The sequence below is a fragment of the Streptomyces pratensis genome, assembly GCF_016804005.1.
Lineage (GTDB): Bacteria > Actinomycetota > Actinomycetes > Streptomycetales > Streptomycetaceae > Streptomyces > Streptomyces pratensis_A.
Map to the genome: position 1 here is coordinate 8,080,540 of NZ_CP051486.1, position 20,480 is coordinate 8,101,019.

Genomic DNA, 20,480 nt, shown 5'->3' on the forward strand with positions numbered 1-20,480 from the left:
GCGTCCCCCGTCCCATGGCACCAGGTTCCGGGCCGGGCCGCCCCTCGTGGCAGGCAATGGCAAAAAGTCCGAAAAGTTTCTCCGTGCCCCTTTCGGGTCTACCGTAAAAGCATGGCCAGAACCGAGCGTCAGACCGATCGGCAGGCGGAGTACGTGTGTCCGGCCTGCAAGCAGCCCGTCGAGACCGTCCTGGCCCGGCACAAGACCCTCGGCATCTTCGTCCCGCACTGGGGGCCCGGACCGTGTCGCAGTCCCGGGTGCCGCAACTACGAGCCGGAGTCCGTGGATACCGACGACTCCGCCCGGGGACTGGGATCCGTCGGGCGGTGAAGGCGTCAGGACCAGGTCTGGTTCGGGGCCCCTGAACAGGGGAAGAGCACGGCCGGGGTGCCGTTTCCGGTCTCGGCCCGATAGATGTCCACGCACTTGCCCGCGATCCTGGCGACCAGGTCCTGTGTGGAGTTCAGGGTGAACTGCTGGGCCGGGTTACCGCTGCAGTAGGCGACCTGGATTGCCGTGAGGTCCTCGGTCGAGGCCCAGGCGACGTCCATGCACATACCCAGGGCGCGCACGGTGCCGTCCGCTCTGAAGTCCCAGCGCTGGGAAGCCGATCCGTCGCAGGTCCACAGCTTGAGCTGGGTGCCGTCCCCTCCGGAGCCCGCGCTGAGGCACTTGCCCGACTGGGCGCTGACCAGGGTGCGCCCGACGGGCTTCGGCTTCGTCTCGGGCGCCGCCTTCTTCGTACTCGCGCCGCTCGGCGCCTTCGGTGTGACGCTGGGCTTCTTCTTCACCGTCGCCGGGGCGGTGGACTCCTTGGTCACCTCCGGCACCGGAGGCTTCGGGGCGGCTTTCGGCTTCTTCTCTCCGGGCTCCCCCGAGGGGGAGGCCGTCGGGGAGGCGGAGGGCGACTCGGCGGTGTAGGCGCCGGGCAGTCCGGAGGGGTCGTCCTGGAGGACGGTGCCGGTTGTGGCCGAGGTGACCGCTCCGGCCGCCGTGTCGTTCCGGTCGCCACCCGCGGCCAGCGCGAACGGCAAAGCGACGAGGAGGGAACCGACGATCGCGGCTGCGGCGAGCAGCGGCTTCTTCGGGCGGCCCACGTGTGCTCCGTCGGCGTCGGCGCCGGGCCCACCGGGTGCGGTCGCCGTGGCCGTCGCCATCGGCCTCGTAGCCCCGTAGGCAGCCGTGGACGCCGTGGCCGCCGTGGCCGCCCCGTGGACAGTGGTCGTGGGACCGGCCGTGGTCGTGGCACCGGCCTGCGGCTCGACGGCGGTCGTCGTCGACGCGCCCGCCGTCGCGGTTTCGTGGGTTGCGCTCTCCGTCTCGGGTTTCGTCTCGGGTTTCGTCTCGGGTTTCGTCTCGGGCGGAGCGGCAGGAGCGGCCTCGGACGGAACGGCAGCGGTCCGGGCGGTCTGACGCGATGCACCCGCCGGGGTCAGGGCGCCGCTGGGCGCACCGGGGCCTGCCGGAAGCGCGACCGCCCGTCGGACGGACGGCTGGCCGGCCGGCCCGGCCGAGGCGGCGGCGGTGGGCTCGGAACCTGCGGAAGCCCGGGGAACGGACATCGGATCAAACCTCCTTGGAATGGGGGTACGACGGGGACGGCCCTGTGCGGGTCAGGAGAACGACCACAGGTGGTCGTCCCGGTCCGAGCAGCTGCGCGGCATCAGTTCAACGCCCGGCCATCAGAACCGTCCTCGCCCTGAACGTCCGGCACATGGACCTGGTTCGGGTGTGACCGAAGCGTCGCCCGGAGTTCTCGGTGCGCTCCGTGGTCCGTACGTCCCGCGCCCCGCACTCCGCCCGTCCGGCCGCAGGGCTTACGCGGGATGAGTGCGGGGATGCGGGCGCGAAGGCCTGGCGCCGAGCCGTGGCGTGACGCACGGTCGTCCGCGCGAAGCGTTCTCCACTGTCCATGAGTCACTCTCCGTCGGTGCGGGGGGAACCGACCGGGCCGGAACAGCGCTCGGGCCAAGGGCCCGGTGCCCCGGCTGCGGGACTTCCGTCGAGCGATGCCTCCAGCCGCTCGAGCACGGCGTTGTCCTGTGCATCGGGCTGCGCCCCGCCGGTGGCCGACTCCGCCGGTATTCCGGGAAGTTCACGGAGGAGGATCAAAGGTGAGGCGGGCGAGGCGGACTCCTGGCGGATGTCCAGGACCCGGAACACCGTGCCCGGCGGGAAAACCACTTCGTCGGTCCGGGTGGCGTGCGCCGCTCCGTCGAACATCTGCCGTACGCGGCGTCCGGTGACCGACCAGATCACGTGACGTGCGCCGCCGGGCACCGGATCGTCCCCGCCGAGCGGCAGCGCGCTGAGCGGACCGGCATCCCTCAGCAGGCTCCCCGCCGCCGGTGTCTCCTCCGGGCCGGCACCTCTCACGACGGCACCTCGGAAGGCAGGCATCCTACGCAGGCCGGACGCCACGCAGGCAGCGTAGGGCAGCAGGCGTCCCTCACCCGTCTCGAAGGCTCGGTGCAGCGCGGCGCTGTTCAACGGCCCGTCCGTGCCGCGGAGATAGAGCCGCAGAGCGATCAGGTCGGCCCGGGCCGCCTCCTGCTCCCGCCCGCGCAGTGCGGGCATGCGCATGAGCATCCGGGCCACTGCGGCCCCGTCGCGCTCCCATTCGGCCTCCGCGAGCGTCCGGAACACGGCCCGCTCCTCCTCCGTGCTGCTGTAACCGGGGAGGAACGCCGCCGGGGCGAAGGCCTCGGCGCCTCGGACGGCACCCCACGTCATCGCAGCAGACGGCGGGGTCGACGGGGGCGGCGAGGTCGACGGCGGTACGGCGCCGGGAGCCGAGGAGGTCGCGATCAACCTCGCGGGGGCGACGGGATCTTGGGGCTCGGCGGTGGGGCCGGCTGCCGGAGATACAGGATCCGGAAGTGCCGGGGCCGGTGATTCCGGGGCGGGGGCCGGACGTGCAGGGACTGCAGGTTCCGGGGCAGGGACCGGACGTGCCGGGACCCGAGTTTCCGGGGCAGGGGCCGGTGATTGCGGGGCCGGAGACACCGGGGCAGGGGCTGGACGTGCCCGGACCGGAGATGCCGGGGCAGGGGCCGAAGAGGCCGGGGCAGGGGCCGGACGTGCAGGGGCAGGGCGTGCCGAACCCGCCACGGCTGCGGCAGTGCCCGGGGAGGACGCGGCTGCGCCGGCGGCACCGGACGCCGGGGTTCCACCGGACGCCAGGGTCCCACCGGACGCCAGGGTCCCACCGGACGCCAGGGTCCCACCGGACGCCGGGGTCCCACCGGACGCCAGGGTCCCACCGGACGCCAGGGTCCCACCGGACGCCGGGGTCCCACCGGACGCCGGGGTCCCACCGGACGCCAGGGTCCCACCGGACGCCAGGGTTCCACCGGACGCCGGGCGGGGCATGGGCGCCGGAGGGCCGGAAGCCGTCGCCGGGGCCGTTGCGGTGTCGGGCTCCAGGAGCTGGGCCAGAGGGATCCGGGGCCCGGCCGCACGAGGCCGCGAGGCCGGGGCGAGAGCTCGCACTGGGGACGGGGCAGGCGTGGGGTCTTGGCCTCTCACCGAAGCCGAAGCCGAAGCCGAGGACGAGGACGATGCCGAGGAGGAGCCCGGAGCCGGAGCGCTCCCGGCGGCAGGAGCCGGCCCACTCACAGAACCCGCAGCCGAACCACCCACGGCAGCACGCCCAGGCCCACTCACAGAGCCCGGAGCCGGAGCGCTCCCGGCAGCGCGTCCCGGGGTGCTCACGGAGCCAGGTGCAGGCGGCGCTGGGCGGAAGCGTGCCGTGGCTCCGGCAGGAGCCTTCGATGCCGGCTCCGAAGGCGGGGCCGAAGCCGCGGGCGGCACCTCGGCCGTGCCGCGTCCCGCCGTACGCCCCGGCCCCGGTACGGGAAGCGTCCCGAAGCGGAGGCTCCGCAGCTGATGTTGGCCGGCCAGGCGGCGCAGGGTCTGGCCGCCGTCCACGCAGGTGCCGTGCACCACGAGCCGGGCACGGGTGCATACGTCCGGCCCGAGGGCGTCGAGCAGCCGGGACAGCTCCGGCCAGAATGACGCGTCCAGCGGTTCTCCGGCCCGGCCCAGTTCGACCACCGGGCCGTCCGGCGCCACCGGGCGACCGGCGACGGGCACCGGGTCCCCCGGCTCGCCGACCCACAGACCCGCCCGCGTCACACGGACCTCCAGGCGGTCGGAGAGCGGCAGCACTCCCTGCTCCCCGCGGCCGAGGCCCGGCATCGGTGAACTCCAGCGCAGCAGCCGGGGATCCTCGTCAGGGGCGCACACGACCGCGTCCACGTACGGGTGCCAGCGCGGGGCCCCGTCGGCATCGCCGATCGTGGCCCGTACGGCGTACCGGTCCGCCAGACCGCCTGTGGGCAGCAGCGGAAGCCCTGTGTGGACGACGACTTCGTGCCCGAGGGAGCCCGCCAGCGAACGGCCCGCTTCCAGTACGTCGTTCCGCCCGCCGGGGGCGATCCGGATCCGGGAGCGCGCCGATGAGGGCAGCGATCCGACGGCTTCGGCCACATCGGCCGGCAGGACGTCCTCCCCGTCCGGGACGCCGACCAGGACAAGGGGCCCGCTCCGGTCCACGGGTATCGCGTAACAGAGGTCCCCGAGACGGGGGGCCAGCGCGTCCTTCGGCCGTACGAGCAGCCCGGCGGGTATCTGCTCGACCACACAGCCGCCCGAGGTGCTCTCCGTACGGACCGATGGCCCCGGCTGCCAGGCGGGAGCGGGCTGGCGAGGGCCCAGGGCGACCGGTTCGGCGCCGGGTGCGAAACGCCACCAACCGCATTCCGTACCGGAGTCGGGGCGTACGCCTGGGACGAAGAGGCCGCCGCCGGGCACGACGAGGACGACCGCGTCGGGCGCGATCACCTCCAGCCCCCAGGCGTCGGCTATGCGGCGGGCCGGCGCCTCACGGCCCGGCCTGTCGTCCCCCGCGCCGGACATGACCAGCCTGACGGAGGTGACGCCCTCGTCGCACAGGGAGTCCAACAGGGCGGCGAGGCGCGGCCACAGGGCAGCGGCCTCGTCCTCGGAGGCCCCGGTCACCACGGTCACGGTGCCGTCGTCCGACGCAAGGGAACGCGCGAGGTCGCTGATGCCGTCGCTGGTGAGCGAGTCGTCCGTGTACGACCTGAGCAGCACGATGCCGTCGTACTCCTCGACGGCGAAGACCGCGGCGGCGACGGCGGCTTCCTCCGGCACGCGGCGAGGACCGGTCTCCTTCTTGCGCTTCAAGGACCAGCGGCTCACAGTCCGGCTCCGAGCTCAGTCATACGGTCCTCACGTGTCCACACCTCGGCAATCACACCAGCCCCACATCACCCAGCTGAGCACACCTGGCAGCAGAGACCGGGTAGTTACGCTGTGAAGAGTGGGTGAACAGAGTACAACCGCACCTTCCGTCACAGTCCGGGCACGCTCCCGGGCGGCAGCAGGATTCCGGCCTCGCCGGTGTGCGGCACCGTCGTGCCGGGAGGGGACTGCGCGGGGTCCCCCGGCCTGACACGGGACCAGGCCAGCACGGCCGACGGCCCGCCCGGCACCGACGGGCCCCGGAGGACGACGACGGCGTACGGAGAGCCGGGCGCGGCGGAGCCGGTCAGGAACACCTTGTCCGTGGTGGTCCACACCCCCCTGCCCGTCAGCGCGCCGACGACGATGCGCGGGTCGGCCCCCGCACCCGCTCCGGCCTCGCGCACGGCCAGGACCAGATCGGTCCGCAAGGGGAGGCCGGCCAGTTCCCGGTCGCGTGACAGCAGCTCGCCGACCTCGTCGTACGGCACCCTCAGGACGGGGCTGCCCGGCAGGGACATCAGGAGGTGGCCGGAATCACCCGGCGCCCAGACGACGTACGGGCCCGGGACGCCCGGGGTCTTCCACGGCGCGGGCATCACACCACCCGGCTGGTGGCCGCCGCCCGGCTTGGGCACCGCGGTGACGAGGACATCCGTGTTCAGCGGCCCCGGTGTGCGCGGGCTCGGGAACCATGTACGGCCGACGGCGGCGCCGTCGGCGCCGAGCAGGCGGGTATCCGGTGCGAGTGCCCCGAGCACCGCGAGATGGAATGCCGCCAGGGCCGTCGGGTCGTCCAGGTCCCGCCCGGCGGCCGCCGCCTGCGCCACCAGGTCGATCAGGTCTCCGCGCCGCGCGGGGTCGGGCCCCTCCAGGTGCAGGATCCGCGCGCCGGCAGCGTCGGGGTCGGGGGTCCGGTGCTCCCAGGCGAGCGCCGCGACGGTCGCGCGGAACAGCCTGGCCCGTTGGGCCGGCCCGACCTCGGCACCGTCCGGCAGCCGCAGGACGCGCGCGGCCTCGGAGTCGAGGGCGCCGGGCCCGGTGAAGCCTCCGAGCCGCCGCGCCGCCTCCACGAGCCGGGGCAGCGGCACGAAGGCGGTGAGAGCGGCATCGGTGCCTGCTGCCGTGGCGGTGTGCAGCAGGGCGGCGCGGTAGTCGTCGGCGCCGAGGCCGGCCTCGTCCGACCGGGCGCCGTCGTCCGACCGGGCGCCGGGAAGGGCGCCGCGGATCTCCCGTACGGCCTGTTCCAGCAGATCCAGGGTGAACGGCGTGACGTCGGCGAGCCAGAGGTCCCTGCCCCGCATCGCCTCCAGGGCACCGATTCCTGCCAGTAGTTGCGCGTAGTCACCGTCCTCGTCCACGCCCGCCCCGAAGACGGTCCGCAGGGCGCGGACCAGCCGGAGGGCGGCGTCCCGGACGGCGGGCGGGGCCGGGCCGTCGGCCGGGTGGAGGCCGGCGGCGCGGGCCACGTCGTCCAGCGCGGCACCGGAAGGCTCGGGCCGGAATTCCAGCCATCGGCCCCGCCTGCCCCGTGGATCCGTACTCAGGATGCGGACGTGTCCCCCGCCCTGTTGTGCGCTCAGCCGCTGGATTCCGCTCGGCCTGGTGGAGGCGAACACGGTGCGGCCGGTCTCGTTGGCGGTGTGCTGGGCGTCGCTGACGGTCGCGAGGGGGTCGGGGACGTGGGGGGTCAGCGGGGAGTCCCCGTTGACGAAGTCCGCGCTGCCCGGGGTCGCGTGCCAGCACGCGTCCATCACGATGACGTGGTCGTCGGGGAGCCGCGCGACACTCGGCCGCCTCTTGAGGAACCCGCCGGTCGCGGTACCCGGCGCCATGCGGCTCACTCCGCCGTCCAGCGCCATGTCCGTCATCCCGGGGAACCCGTGCACTGCGAAGAAGTAGGCCGGACGGCCCGCCCAGGGCACCGGCCCGGGATCCTTGGTCAGGACACCGGTGACCGGGTTCTGGTGCCAGAGCTCAGTCGTCGCCGGCATCTGCCGCATGATCCCCTCGAAGCGGGCGGCCTCGGCGGGGTGGAACACGAAGCGTCCGACCGAACGCCCATCCGCGACCTGGGTGTACGAGACGACGTCGCTCTCCCAGGCGGGCGCGTCCCGGAGCTCGGCCGGGTCGAGCACCTCGCCCGGTTCGCTGAAGCCCCAGGTTCCCGCCGTCTCACCGGGACGGTGCTCCGGTGAGACGACGGCCGGGCCGCCCTCCGTCTGCGGGGTGAACCGCAGGCGGCCGCTGGTGGCCCAGGTCGTGCGGCCGGTCCGGTCGGCGACCGCGCGCGGCAGATCCAGGCCCCGTGCACCCGCCTCCGGAACCAGCAGGACCACAGGGGTGCCGTCCGGCAGTCCGGCAAGCAACGGGTCCAGGGCCAGCAGTTCGGCGAACACCTCCGTGGTCACGCGGTGCGGGGTGCCGTCACCGTCCAGCACGACGACGTGGTCGTGGCCGCCCTCGGCCGCCAGGACGACGTACGGCGCCGGGTCGGCCTCACCGAGCGGGGGCACCCCGTACGGCTGCTGGGCCGCCCCTACCGCCTGTGACGTGTCCAGTTCCCTGATCCTGCCGCCGGTCCAGTTCCTGCCCCGGCTGCCACCGGTCCGGGGCAGTGTGCGGGCGACGGAGAACACCCCGTCGAGCACGAGCCGGAACGCGGCGAGGCCGGCGAGGCTCCGGGCCCCTTCCACGTTCTCGTCGAGCGCCACCCGGAACAGCTCGCCTCGCTGCACCTTGGTCACGGCCTCCTGCTCCCCCAGACCGAGGACGTACCGGGTGACCGCGTCCAGGTCGAACGGGCCCTCACTCAGGGGCGATCCGGCCACGGCCCGGCGCAGCGCGTCCAGCCGCACCAGGGTCTCGCGCAGCGTCGGATAGAGCGGGGCCTCATCGATCCCGGGGCCGTAGAGGTCCTCCAGGATCCGGTGGTGGTCCGGCTCGGCCGGCCGGCTGTCCTCGTCGCCGTCCCCGTCCTCGTCGCCGTCCTCCCAGTCCATGATCATGTCGAGGGAGTCGACGCTGCTCCCCGGGGACGAGGGTTCAGGCGAACCGAGCAGCAGCGGCGTGGGCGCCGAGGTGTCGGGCTCTCCCCTCTGCACCCGGATGAGCCTGTGCTGCTCGGGCGTCAGCCCCAGCTCCTCCACGGGCAGTTTGTCGCGCAGGAGCGCCGCCTGTGTGGACTGCGCCAACGACAGCGTCACCCCGATCGCCTCGAGTTCCGCGACCGACACCGTCCCCTTCAACGGCACCACCGGCGGCGGAACGGCGGGGGCGGGAGGCTGACCGGACGGTGCCGCCGTAGCGGTCTTGACCTGCTCGGGCACGACCCGCACGCCGAGCCGTTCCGTGAAGAGCTCCGCCACCTCCCGCAGCCAGCCCGCCGCGACGTCCGGGCCGAGGCCGGGCCGTACGGATTCGCTCATGTAGCGGCCCGACTTGTCGTTGACCGTCCACCGCTTCAGCTCCGGGCTCCACCGGAACTCGCCGGACACCCGGCTCATCCCGGGCTCCGACCGTCCGGACTCCCCGAACCGGGCCGCGATGCCCGTGTGCCCCAGCCCGTCCAGGTCCTTCCGCAGTTCGTCCGCCGTCAGGTCCGGAGCCACGCTCCGCATGCCGGCGAGCAGCGCGTCGAACTGCTCCGGCGTGATGATCCCGCTCGGCTGCTCGCTGCCCAGCAGGACCTGCCCGTCCTCAGTCACCGTGTAGATCCACACGGCGTCCCGGTCGCCCGTGACCAGCAGCGCGGGGTCGACCTCGTCCAGAGGGACCCACAGCGGATTCACCCGTACGTCGCCCTCGCCGTCACGCTCCTCGGGCTTGACCCGCTTGGGAGCCACGCTCTCGCCGAAGACGAGCAGGTCATGCGGTTCGGCGCTGCTCCCGTTGTAGTGGTCCACGCCGTTGTAGTGCACCTCGATCACCCGGGACGCACCGCGGGGACCGGCTCGGCGGGTGTCGGCCAGACGGCCTTCCCAGGCCACCTCGACCCGGGCCTCGAAGGTGTGGGCGAGCAGAGGCAGGAAGATCTCGCCCACGTCGGTGATGTAATCCTCCTCCCAGCGGGCGACCGCGCGCATGACCGTGCGCATCTCCGCGTCGTCCAGTGGAGCCGCGCTCGTCGCGTGGAGAGCGGCCAGCTCCGCGCGCAGTCCCGTCTCCGAGCCGTCGATCAGCATGTCCGCGTCCACACCGTGGTGCGCGAGCAGCGAGACGAGCCCGGCCCGGTGCAGTCCCGCGATCCGGGCCCCGAACTCCGCCGTCGTCGACAGGCGCAACTGCCCGATGACGGACCGGGGCAGGCGGCCTCCGCTCCCGGTCACACGGGCCTCGACGGCCTTGCGCATCGCGCTCACGACGGCGGTCTCCGGGCCGCCCGGGTAGTGCCCGGTGGTGGACTGGGCGACCGCCCGGCTGCTGAGCCCCCCGCGTACGGCGTCGGCGTCGCCGAGCCAGGCGTACGCGGCGGGGTCGGACTCCGCCAGAGCGGGCAGCCGGCTGCGTACGTATCCGGGGTCGCTCGCGATGAACGAGTAGAAGAGGCACTCCCCGGTGGCCGGGACCCGAACGGGCCGCCCCTTGGCCGCACCGCCCGGAGGCGGGGCGGACGGGGGCTGCACCGGCTCCGGCTCGGCCTTGTCCTCGGACTTCGGCTGCGGCTCGGCCTTGTCCTCGGGCCTCGGCTGCGGCTGAGCCCCGGACTCCTTCGCGTCCTCGGGCTTCGGCTCCGGCTTCGCGTCCGTCACCGCCCCTACCGGTACCGCCAGTTGGTAGTGGCGGTCCGCCAGGCTGAGCACCACGTGCGGCCGCGGGCCGACGGGCGGGAGGCCCAGGGCCCCGGCCAGGTGGCCCGTGGGGTCGGTGGGCCCCGGGCCGAAGTCCTGGAAGCGCCCCGCGTCGTCCACGACGGTGATGTCCACCCCGAACGTCCGGGCGGCCAGCACCGGCAGCAGGTCGGCCGCCCCGTGGTTCCAGCCCGCCTCGCCCTCCGTGGTCCCCGGGCGCAGCAGCTGGGCGACGGCCAGCGCGGCCCGGGCCGCCCTGTCCGGGGTCACGGAGTGCGGCATCAGTCCTCCCAGCCCGTCGAACTCACGGCCTCCAGGAGTGTCAGCCGCGAGCGGCCCGGATCCCCGCAACCCGGCCCCGACGACCTCGGCGTCGCTGAAGGCATCCGTGGCATCGGGGGCGACGGCGTCGAGCAGGTCCGCGTCCGACGGGTCCATGAGCCTGGCGGTGAGCATCCGCAGCACCGCGTCGGCCGCCGCCCGGCGGTCGCCGAGGTCCACCCCCTGGCCGGGGAGCAGGCCGGGCGCACTCCTGCTCAGCCCCTCCACCAGGGCGTGCAGGAAGGCGTCCCCGTCCTCCGGCACGTCGTGCAGGGCGTACGTGACCTTGTCGGGCGAGGTCAGCCGGGCGTCCGGACCGGTACCGGTCCTCGTGTACGCCGGGAGCGCGGGCAGCACCGGTGGCGCCGGCACCGCGGGCTTCAGGTAGGTGACGGCCGGGGGCTCCGTCCTGCCCTCCAGCCGCTTCCGGCCCTCGGCGGTGGCCGCTTCCCGGTGCCACCTGGTGAGCTGGTCCGTCCCCGCCCTCACCCGGTGGTACTCGGCCGCCGCGTCCTCCGCCGTCGCCCTCAGTGTGCCGAGCAGCGCGCGCCGGTTGCCGAAGGCGGTGACGGCGGCGTCGTGCCGTCGGGTGGCCGCCCCGACCCGGCGGTCCGCGGTGGCGAGGGCCCTCCCGGCCGTGTTCACCCGCCGGTCGGCCGCCGCCTTCCGCTCCCGCAGGGCGGCGATGTGGACCTCGGCGGGCGAAAGCTTCTCCCGGGCGACCCGTTCGGTGGCCGCCAGGACCGTACGCGCCTCCGCGATCTCCTCGCGTACCAGCTCCGCCCAACCGTCGTGGGCGGCCTCACCGGTGTCCGAAGCCTCGGCGGCTTCGAGGGCTTCGCGGGCCTCGCGTATCGACTGCTGGCCGGCGCTCCGTATCCGGTCCATGCGTTGCTCCGCAGCCTCCACGGCGTTGTGGGCCGCCTCGGCCACGTCGTACGCCTGGGCCAGCCGCCGGCCGGCCGCCCCGGCGGCGGTCTCCGCGTCGTCGAGCGCGATCCGCGCCGCGTCCCGCTCCTCCCTCAGGCCGATCGCCGAACGGCGCTTCTTCCAGTACGCCTTGTCGGCGTCGACCCATGCCTTGCTCGCCTCGCCCACCGCGTCCCACGCGGCACCCACCCGGGCGGGGAAGTTCGTGTCGTCGATCAGGCCGAGTTCCCGGGCGACGTCGTCCCTGACCCAGGTCAGGGCGTAGGCCTCCGAGCCCACCGCCTTCGGGCCGGGCCTGACATGGCCGAAGGTGCCTCCGACGAAGCGCCCGACGCGGGTGTCCTTGATGCCCCGACGCACATCGGCGACGCTCAGCCACGAGGTGGGGACGGCGAACAGGAACACCCGGCCCGTCTTGGGTTTCGTGTTGATGGAGGTCAGCTGGTCCGCCGAGGTGGGCAGGGCGTCGCCTTCGGCGGCGTACGGCCCGGTGCCCGACCCGCCCATCTGGTGCATGCCCGTCTTGTCGGAGCTGATCAGGACGCCCGCCCCGAGCGCGGAGTCCTGGACGTTCTCCCGGCCCACGGACGACGCCGCGCCGACGCCCGTCCGCCGGAGCATCTCCATCTTCTTGCCGTCGGCGACGGTCAGCAGCCGGGCGCGGCTGAAGTCGGGCTTGGCGTAAAGCTCGAGCTGAGCGCTCTCGGTGCTGACGATGTTCTTCTCGGTCAGCCCGGGTATGCCGTATCCCTGGGGCGTCACCGCACGGTGGTAGTAGGCCGTGAGCGCGGCGTTGCCGGACCCGTCCTCCAGCGCCTGGGCCGAGCCGGTGCCCAGCCGGGTCAGCCCGGTGTCCCTGGCCCGGCGCGCGGCGTCGGGTCCCTCCACGGAGAAGCCCGCGTCGTAGGAGAGGGCCAGCGCGTAGGTGTTCGCGACCTGGATGTCCGCGAGGCCGACGATCCGGCGCACGTCGAAGCCGGTGGCGGGGAAACGGAACGGCTTGAGGGTGCCGTCACCGTGCAGGGTGTCGGGCCCCAGCACGTACGGCGGGATGCCCTGCCTCGGTGCGGGGAGCCCGGTCAGGTCCGGGGGCGGCAGCAGATCGGCGTCCGGCTCCCCGTCGGGGGCCATCAGGCTCAGGGGGACGTGCTCGCGCAGGGTCCCGGCGGGGTGCGCCACGCTGATGACCTGCTTGCCGCGGAACCGGTCGAACCCGCTGCGTACGGGCCCCCGTCGCCCCGGTGCCGGGTCGTCCGCCTCCAGCGTGATCCGGAGCGTGTAGGGCGTCGCGATCTCCGCGTACGGTTCCGTCGAGGCCGCCCGGAACACGGTCAGGGTGGATTCCGTACGGCTCTCGCCGCTGGACTTCCGGTCGGAGCCGGTCTCCGTGAACGTCGGGCCGGCCGCCACGGCCCCCGTGGGGTTCTCCGTGTGGACCGCCTCCCCGACGAGGTAGCCGAAGTCGGCGCCCCTCGTGGACTCGGCGCCCTCGGTGACCGTCTCGATGGCCCGCCGGTTCTCCTCCATCTCCACGCTGTGGTCCAGCATCTCGAAAGCCGGCGTGCCGGGTTCGAGCTGGACCCTGATCCGGATCTGCCGCTTGCCGATCCGGACGCTGTGCCAGCCCCACGCACCGGTGCGTGCCGGAACCGAGGAACCGCCGCCGGTGGTCTCCTTGTCCAGGGAGCGCAGGACCCGGGACGAGACGAGGGTGCGGACGCGTTCCCGGCCGGCGTCGTCCAGCCCGAGCGCGGCCACCTGCTGTTCGAAGGCGGCGAGCGCCGCGGTCGGGTCCAGCGCGTTGACGGCGTACGTACCGAAGTGCTCGTCCCGCAGCCACGGTTGCGGGGACCAGCTGTGGCGGGTGTAGCGCGGCACCTCGCCCATGCCGTCGTCGATGAGCCCCACGAGGTGGGCGCTCTTCTCCGGGACATGGGCCAGCCAGCCGCCGGGCACGGTCGTCATCCGCCCGGCCGCCGCTGCGATCCAGTCGGGCACGAGCGGCCTGCCCGCGGCGCCGGAGCCGAGCAGGCTGGACGTCAGGGCCAGCCAGTGCTCGGCGGTGCCCGACACGAGGACCTGGTGGCCGAAGCCCTTGCGGTTCATGTCGTGGACGAAGGAGCGGGTCACGGTCCTGCTCGACTGGTCGGCCGTCGACCAGGGGCTGGCGACCAGACCGTAAGTGCCGAGCAGTCCGGGCCCGGCCGCGTGGGAGCGCGCGTAGACGAGCTGTCCGCCCACGAAGAAGGTGCGGGTCCTGGTGAGCTTCCCCGCCGTCTGGCCTGTGCCGCCGAGCACCATCTCCGTGTCCATCGGCACGGATCCGGTCAGGGCCTGGATGCCGTCCACCGCCGTCAGGTGCCGGAAGGTGGCCCAGAGCGTGGCGTACGGGCCCTTCCCCATCAGCCCGGAGGCACTCCAGCCCAGCGGTCCGGAGCTCTGGTCGAAGTTGGCCGTCAGATACTGCGGCTGGAAGGCGCGGAGCACGGCCTCGCGGGTCGGCGCGCCTTCCTCGGTGAGCTGCCAGGCACCGCCCGACCCGGCGGCCATGGCCTGGCCGAGGGCCGAGACGAGGGCCGGTGACGGCATCACGCCGATGGTCAGGAACGGATGGTTCTGCAGGTCCCGGAACATCTGCGAGCCCCGGCCGTCCGGTGTCACCGGGCCCGGGTCCCCCACCAGGTCGGAGGCGCGCACCAGGCTGCCCGGCCTGGACAGGTCGCCGAGGGCGAGCGCCCGCGCCCGGTCGGGCCGCAGGGTGCGCACCGGCTGGAGGGCGACGCTCGCGTAGGGGTTGGCAGCACCCCGGTGGTGCGGGTCCACGGCGGGCGCGTGCGTGCCCGGGATGCTGATGAGCACCTGCCCGGTCCGGGGCCCGCCGCCGACCTGACGGCCGCCGGGTGCCGTACCGATGAGCAGGTCCTGCGGCTGCCGGAAGACGAACGGCTGGGTGCCGAGCAGCCCCAGCGTCGCCGTTCCGCGCAGCAGGCCCCGGAACCGCCAGTACCCGCCGCGGTCCACGGTGATCGAGAGGTCGTAGCGGTAGAGGTGCGACGGACCGGCACTCACCGTCATCGGCTCGTACGTGGCCGTCGCGCCGAAGCTGGTCTCCTCGTCGGACTGCCATCCCCAGCGCACGCCGGCGCTCGGTCCGCCCGCGTTGTTCGGTGCGCCGATGTCGTCCGTCATGGGGTCGCGGAAGGCGATCAGCCCCTCGACACCCGCCTCCCCGACGCGCTTGGCGCTCTTCTGGCCGTCCACCCGCTCCACACCGACCGAGCTGTAGCGCAGCTTGAAATCGTCCTGCACGCCCTCGAAGCGGCGGTTGGTCAGCTCCCCGTGCAGCCAGATGTAGCGGTGGCCCTGCCCGATCCGCCCCGGCTCGTTGAACCGGATCCGGATGCCGGTCGTGGTCAGTGCCTCCAGGTTCCCCGCCATGCTCCGGTACGACAGGGCGCTGAGGACCTCCAGGGTGTTGGCGAGGGCCGTGCGGTACTCGTCGTCGTTCTTCCACCGTGCCGTCGGCGCGGGGCGTGCGCCGGCGGACGGGCCGGGCGGGCCCAGCATGGCGCTCGCCCTCTCCCGCCAGGTCCTGTGCTCCGGCGGCGCCAGCTGGTCGAGCCGCGCGACCAGCCCCGGATAGGCCGCCGCGAGAGCCGTCAGCACCTCGTCGGCGAAGGTGTCCAGGAGGGTGCGCTCCCGTCCCGTGGCCCCGGCCGGCCCGGTCTTCGTACCGTCGCCGAAGGCGAACTCCTCCACCCGGTGCATGCCCAGGGTGGGAGGCCTGTCCGGGGTCAGGTACGCGGGGGCGAACGGCTCGGGTGCTCCCGCGCGCAGCGCGCGGCGCAGGCCGTCGTCCCAGCCCGCCAGCCGACGCGCCTCCGTGCGGGTCATCCGGTCCACGCTCCAGGTGTGGAACTGCTGCGGCCTGGAGCCGCTGCCGCTGCGCTGGACGTACACCGTCTTCCGGACCAGGTAGAGGCCCGTCGCATCGCCCTTGACCTGGCCGGCCGTCTTGATCGCCCCGGAACCGCCGAGGCCGGCGGTGCGCGACACGGAGAAGAGGTAACGGAACGCCGCGCCGAACTGGAGCCGGAGATCGAGGGCGCCGTTCCCCAGGTCGAAGAAGTTGAAGGCCGGGCCCGCGACGCCGTCGATCCCGAAGGCCGCCGTCTTCTGGACACTCCGGTCGTTGCGCACGGCCAGGGTGTTGATGTCGCGCATCTCCGCGTCGGGCGTCTCCGTGATCAGCGTCGCCCGGCCCGGCACCACATCGACCACGAAGACGCCGAGCGGGGTACGGGTCTTGTCGTCGGCGAAGAGCGGCACGGTGGTGACCCGGCCCCTGGACAGTGCGGGGCTCTGCCGCTGGAAGCTCAACGAGGAGAAGAAGGAGTTCAGTTCACCGTAGGCCGTGCTGCCCGGTGCCACACCGATCTCCTGGGCCGCCCAGTCCCGCATCCGGGAGACGGGACCGAACCCCTCCGTCCGGACCAGCCGGTAGGCCGACTGCCGGCCGAGCTCCATGGAGCGGGGGATGCGCCCGATGGCGGCGGTCGTGCTCGTCATGCTGTCCGGCAGCCGTACGGACAGCCCGTCCCTCACCGCGAACCCGAAGACCGCGGGCTCGGGGCCGGTCACGATCCTTCCGTCCGCATCGGTGACCCGCAGGTCGTAGTAGACGTGGTCCAGATACACCCGCGAGCCGTCGAGCGCGCGGGTCTCCGTCTGGCTCGTCCCCTGTTCGGTCTGTCCGTATCCCACCCTGTCGGTGAAGCCGAGCCGCAGACCGAGCCGCCCGAAGCCGCTGAAGGCAGCCGCGCCCACGGGCCCGATGGGGCCGCCGAGCGCGATCTGGAACGCCGACTGCATGGTCTTGCTCTGTCCTGCGGTGAAGACCGAACGGTGCATCCCGTCCACCTTGACGGGACTGCCGTAGGTGTCGGTGAACTGCTCCCAGTCGCCGTAGTGACGCGCGACGACCGACAGCTTCCGCGCACTGCCGTCCTGCGCCGTGTACGGGAAGACTCGCCCGTCCCCGGCGAGTGTCTTGGGCTCCTGGGTGAAGGAGTACGTGACGTCGGCCATCAGGTTCGAACCGGCCGGCCGGCCTTTCTTCGGCTGCTCCGGCCGCACTCCGTCGGACCCGCCGGACAGCAGCCGGCCGATCTCGGCCAGTGCCTGACCGGTGCCGCGCAGGACGACGTCGCTGTGCCCGAAGGTCATCCCGCCGGAGACCAGTTCCAGGAGGACCTCGGGAGGCGCGTCCTGCACGAGCTCCTGTACGTCGTCGATGTAGGCGGGCATCCGGGAACCGTTGCCGAAGTCGACCCGGTCCCGCCGCCCGGCGAGGGGCCTGGGCATATCCCGGTCCAGCACCGGGGGCCGGGTGCTGGGGAGCACGGGGGCGTACGGCTCGGCCCCAGTAGCACCGCTGGTGGTGGCCGGACGGCGGACGGGCGGCGGAGAGGCCACGGTTGTCGTCGCGGACGCGGTCGCCGGTGCGCTTGCCGTCGCGGTCGACGGTCCGCCTGTCGTCGCCGTCGCGGACGCGGTTGCCGGTGCGGTCGCCGGTCCGCTTGTCGTCGCCGTCGCGGTCGCGGGTGTCTTGGCGGGTGTGGGGGTGAGGTCCCCGATGAGTGTGCTGATCAGTTGCAGATGGCGGCCGCGCAGCCCGCCCTGGGCCAGCCCCTCGGGTGCCGGGCGCCGGTAGTCCCCCAGGAGGCTCCCCTCCACGTCCGGACGTTGGGGGGCGACCGCGTGCCGGGACTCGTCGCGGAGGCCGAGCATGTGCGTGATCTCGTGCGCGTAGTCGACGGGGTCGGCATCCGCCCACCAGGCGGACCGGGTCATCTGCCGGTCGCGGCCGACGAATTCGACGTTGAGCCCGTTGGGGTGCGCGTCACTCTCGACGCGCACCACCGTCACATGCAGGAGGTCACCGTTCGGCAGCCGGTGACCCGGTGCGTTGATGGCGGTCTCGACACCGTTGAGCACCTTCTCCCAGACGTCGTCGGGCATCCGGTCCGGGCTGCCGACACCGACCTCCACGGTGAGGTCGGTGACATGGTCGCCGCCCACTTCGAAGCGGCGTACATCGAACTTCGACTTCACCACGAACTGTGTTGTCATGCCAGGCCGCTGAGGGTCCGGCGGCGTCGACACCGGGTCGACCCAGGTGTGCGAACGCGGCACCGGTTCCACCCCGGCGCGAGCCGCCTCCCAGGCCGGCGACCCGGGAGCGGTGTCGGCGGTACTCCCCGAGACGGGGCCGGACACCGCTGCCACCTCGGTCCGGTCCTGGGCCAGGTCGGCATCCGGGCCGGAAAGTCCGGGCAGCCCCTCCTGCTCGGGCCGCACCGGTTCGGCGACGGGTACGGCGGGCTCCGTTAGGGGTGTCGCGTCCGGTTGCGGTGCGTCGGAGGACGTGCGCAGCCCTGTCGGGGGCGCGGGGTCGCCTTCGGGCACGGTCGTGCTCGTGTTGGTGTTGGTGTTCGTGTCATGGGGCTGCGGGGTGAGGGACCGGTCCGTACTGTCGGACAGGTCTTCCTGACCGTCCTGGTCGGTCTGCTGGTCCGGCAGGCCGGTCACTTCGTCGTCCGTCAGTTCTGTGCGGTCTGTGCGGTCTGTCGGGTCGGTCCGGGAGGACTGCTGTGTCTGGCTGCCCGGTGCACCCTGTTGTGTGTTCTGGGTTCCGGGTGCGGGGGCTGTCGTGTTCGGGCCGGTGGACGTGGTCACGGGTGTGGGCGGTGCGACGGTGCCGGTCTCGTCCTCGACGGGTGGGGCGTTGTGCGTCTGCTGGTGTGTGCCGTGTTCCGTGTCCGGCTGGGCGCCGGTGTTCCGGGCGGGCTGTCCCTGCCCGGGCAGGTCCTGTCCGGTGGTCTCGTCCTGGACGTCCCGTGTCCTGTCCTGGCCGGCCTCGACCTCGTCCAGCCCGCCGTCCACGTTCATACCGTTCACGGCGTCGGTGGTGCTCAGGTCCGGTGCGGTGGTGGAGCCCTTCGGCGCGGTGAGCCCCTGGGGAAGGTCACTCGATGATCCCGGCATGTCCGAAGAGGCGTCGGGGGAGAGGCCGGGAGTGACGTCCGGTGTCGTGAGGTCGGTGTTCGAGGCCGCCGGGTTCCCGGTGGTGCGCCCGGACGGCAGCGGTGTGCTGTCGGGCTGCGAGGCGGAGGGCAGCGGGGACGGGGTGAAGACCGACGATGTGACAGGCGGAAGGCCCGGGACGGGTGACCCGCTCGTGCCGCTGAGGCCGTTGAGGTTGTTGGTGGTGCTGAGGTTGTTGGTGGTGCCGGAGTTCTCGGGTGTCCGTGTGGTGAGGTCGAAGGGTCCCGACAGTGCGTCGCGGTCGCCGGTGGGCAGGGTGTTCAGTGCGGACGGGGACGTGTACGGCGGTGGAGGCGTGTACGGGGGCGGCGGCGGGATGCTGATACCGCTGCCCAGCCCGTCCGGGAGCCCGGTCGAGACGGTGTTCGGGAAAGGGACCGCCGGACCCGGGGTGAACAGGGTGTTCTTCACCGACGAGGGGACCTTGACGTCCGGGCCGTTCACGTCCGCGTTCCCGGAGCCCGAGGGACCCGAACGCCCGCCGCCCAGAACGCTGTCAGGCCCGGGGAGCTCGTTGATGTCGGTGAACCGGTCGTTGTTGAAGTAGTTGTTGTAGATGGAGAAGGCCCCGGCGCCGACGGCCAGCCCCGCGCCCATGTCGAACACGGTGCTGGTGCCGGAGCCGACGAACGTCTCCCACTTGAACTCCCACTTGTCGTAGAAGGCCCCGTTGATGATGACTTCGGCGGTGCTCTCGGCGGTCGCCCCGACCACGAAGGTGGTGACGACGACCGGCGGACCGTTCACGATCCCCTTGAACACCCAGCCGTCAGGGTCGATCTTGAACTTGCTGAAGATGTCCCCGAGGAGATCCTTGAAGTAGTTCTCCAGCGGCTTCAGGAACTTGTCGAAGATCTCCATGAAGCCGGCGGTGAGCGCGCCGAACGCGCCCGCCACCCCGACGGCCTTCCAGTCGACACCGCCGGGCTTGCGGCCACCGGTGTTCAGACCGATCTGCGCCAGCCGGACCGCGAGCGTCTGGATGGCCTCCTGGACCGCCTGCCCGAGAGTCGGCGCGAGGTGCGTCATCCGCAGCAGCCGGTCGATGATGATCAGGATCGCGAGCTTGCTCCGGGCCCGGGCCAGGAACATCTGCGAGACCGACGCACCACCGGTGAACGCGATCAGCGCCGCCAGCAGCGCCAGCTCGGCGAGCAGCATGATGATCTCGGCGATGATCTCCCATTTGGAACCCTGGATGTTCTGGGAGTGCTCGACCTGCCCGTTGGCCAGCTGGTCCAGCTGGAACAGCAGCTGCTGGACGGGGTCGGCGCCGTTGGGCAGGTCGGTGAGCATCCGCACACTGTCGATGTACGGCTTGGCCACCTCCGGCGGCAACGCCGACTCCACCATCTGGATCGTCTCCCGCGACGCGGCACGGAGATCGATCAGCCCCTTCTGGAGGGACAGGTAGAGCTGACGACTTTCCCACGCCAGATTCTCCCTGGCCTGCAAAGGCATCTCGCCCAGCAGGATCCAGAGCATCGTCCTGACGTCCGGCGGAAAGTCGATCTCCTCCACTCAGCGTCTCCCCTGCCCACCGTCGCAGTGGAGTGCCTCGTACAGCACCTGGGTGACATCGGCGTGCAGGACCTTCTGTCCGCCCGGTACTTCGGACGCACCTGCCGGGCGAAGTCGTCCGCCCAGCCTGTCCACGCCCTTGGTCAGCGGAGCCCGCGCAGTCCACAGCTCCGCCTCGGCGCTCCGGGCTGATGTGGCCACGCTCTCTCCGCCCGGCGCGGCAGAGAGCATCAGGACAGGGAGTTCGACGGAGCCCGCGCCAAAGGAGGGCGTGACAGGGGCCGTGACCTCTGCCGTCACGAGGGCGGCGAGAACTGCCGTCGTTGCCGGTCCGGCCGATGCACGCGGGCAGCAAGCTCGTCGCATGGCGCACACGCTAGGTACGTCAGATGACGCAGGGGCGACACGCACAGCACGGCGCCGCAACCGCCGGTGCCTGGGTGGACATCCGCCGTTCCCCCGGACTTCACCCAGCCCGGGCCGAGGCCATCCCGTACCTCCCCGGGCGTCCGCGAGGAGCGGGCACGGCAGCGACGAGGCGAG

Annotated in this window: 6 protein-coding genes; 2 read left to right on the forward strand and 4 right to left on the reverse strand. The window is 72.9% G+C overall.

Annotation, left to right across the window (positions count from 1 at the left end; all coding sequences use genetic code 11):
- Positions 1–111 precede the first annotated feature (111 nt).
- Entirely contained in the window at positions 112–330 is a 219-nt protein-coding gene (locus HED23_RS34040) for a hypothetical protein (protein ID WP_203187146.1), read from the forward strand.
- A gap of 5 nt (positions 331–335) precedes the next feature.
- On the opposite strand, the gene HED23_RS34045 is transcribed toward HED23_RS34040, so the two are convergent.
- A complete protein-coding gene (locus HED23_RS34045; RefSeq protein WP_203187147.1) occupies positions 336–1,157 on the reverse strand; it encodes an RICIN domain-containing protein in 822 nt (273 codons plus the stop codon).
- 25 nt (positions 1,158–1,182) lie between these two features.
- On the opposite strand from HED23_RS34045, the gene HED23_RS34050 reads away from it, so the two are divergent.
- Positions 1,183–1,413 carry a hypothetical protein gene (locus tag HED23_RS34050; protein WP_203187148.1) on the forward strand — a complete coding sequence of 77 codons (231 nt, stop codon included), beginning with the start codon at positions 1,183–1,185 and terminating at the stop codon, positions 1,411–1,413.
- 504 nt (positions 1,414–1,917) lie between these two features.
- On the opposite strand, the gene HED23_RS34055 is transcribed toward HED23_RS34050, so the two are convergent.
- From HED23_RS34055 to HED23_RS34070, 3 genes are all read right to left on the reverse strand, one after another.
- Positions 1,918–2,733 (reverse strand): hypothetical protein, encoded by an 816-nt coding sequence (locus tag HED23_RS34055; protein WP_203187786.1) that lies wholly within the window; start codon positions 2,731–2,733, stop codon positions 1,918–1,920.
- Positions 2,734–5,378: 2,645 nt separating this feature from the next.
- Entirely contained in the window at positions 5,379–19,937 is a 14,559-nt protein-coding gene (locus tag HED23_RS34065; protein WP_203187149.1) for a lonely Cys domain-containing protein, read from the reverse strand.
- Positions 19,938–20,138, reverse strand: a complete 201-nt coding sequence (locus HED23_RS34070; protein WP_203187150.1) for a hypothetical protein — start codon at positions 20,136–20,138, stop codon at positions 19,938–19,940.
- Positions 20,139–20,480 lie beyond the last annotated feature (342 nt).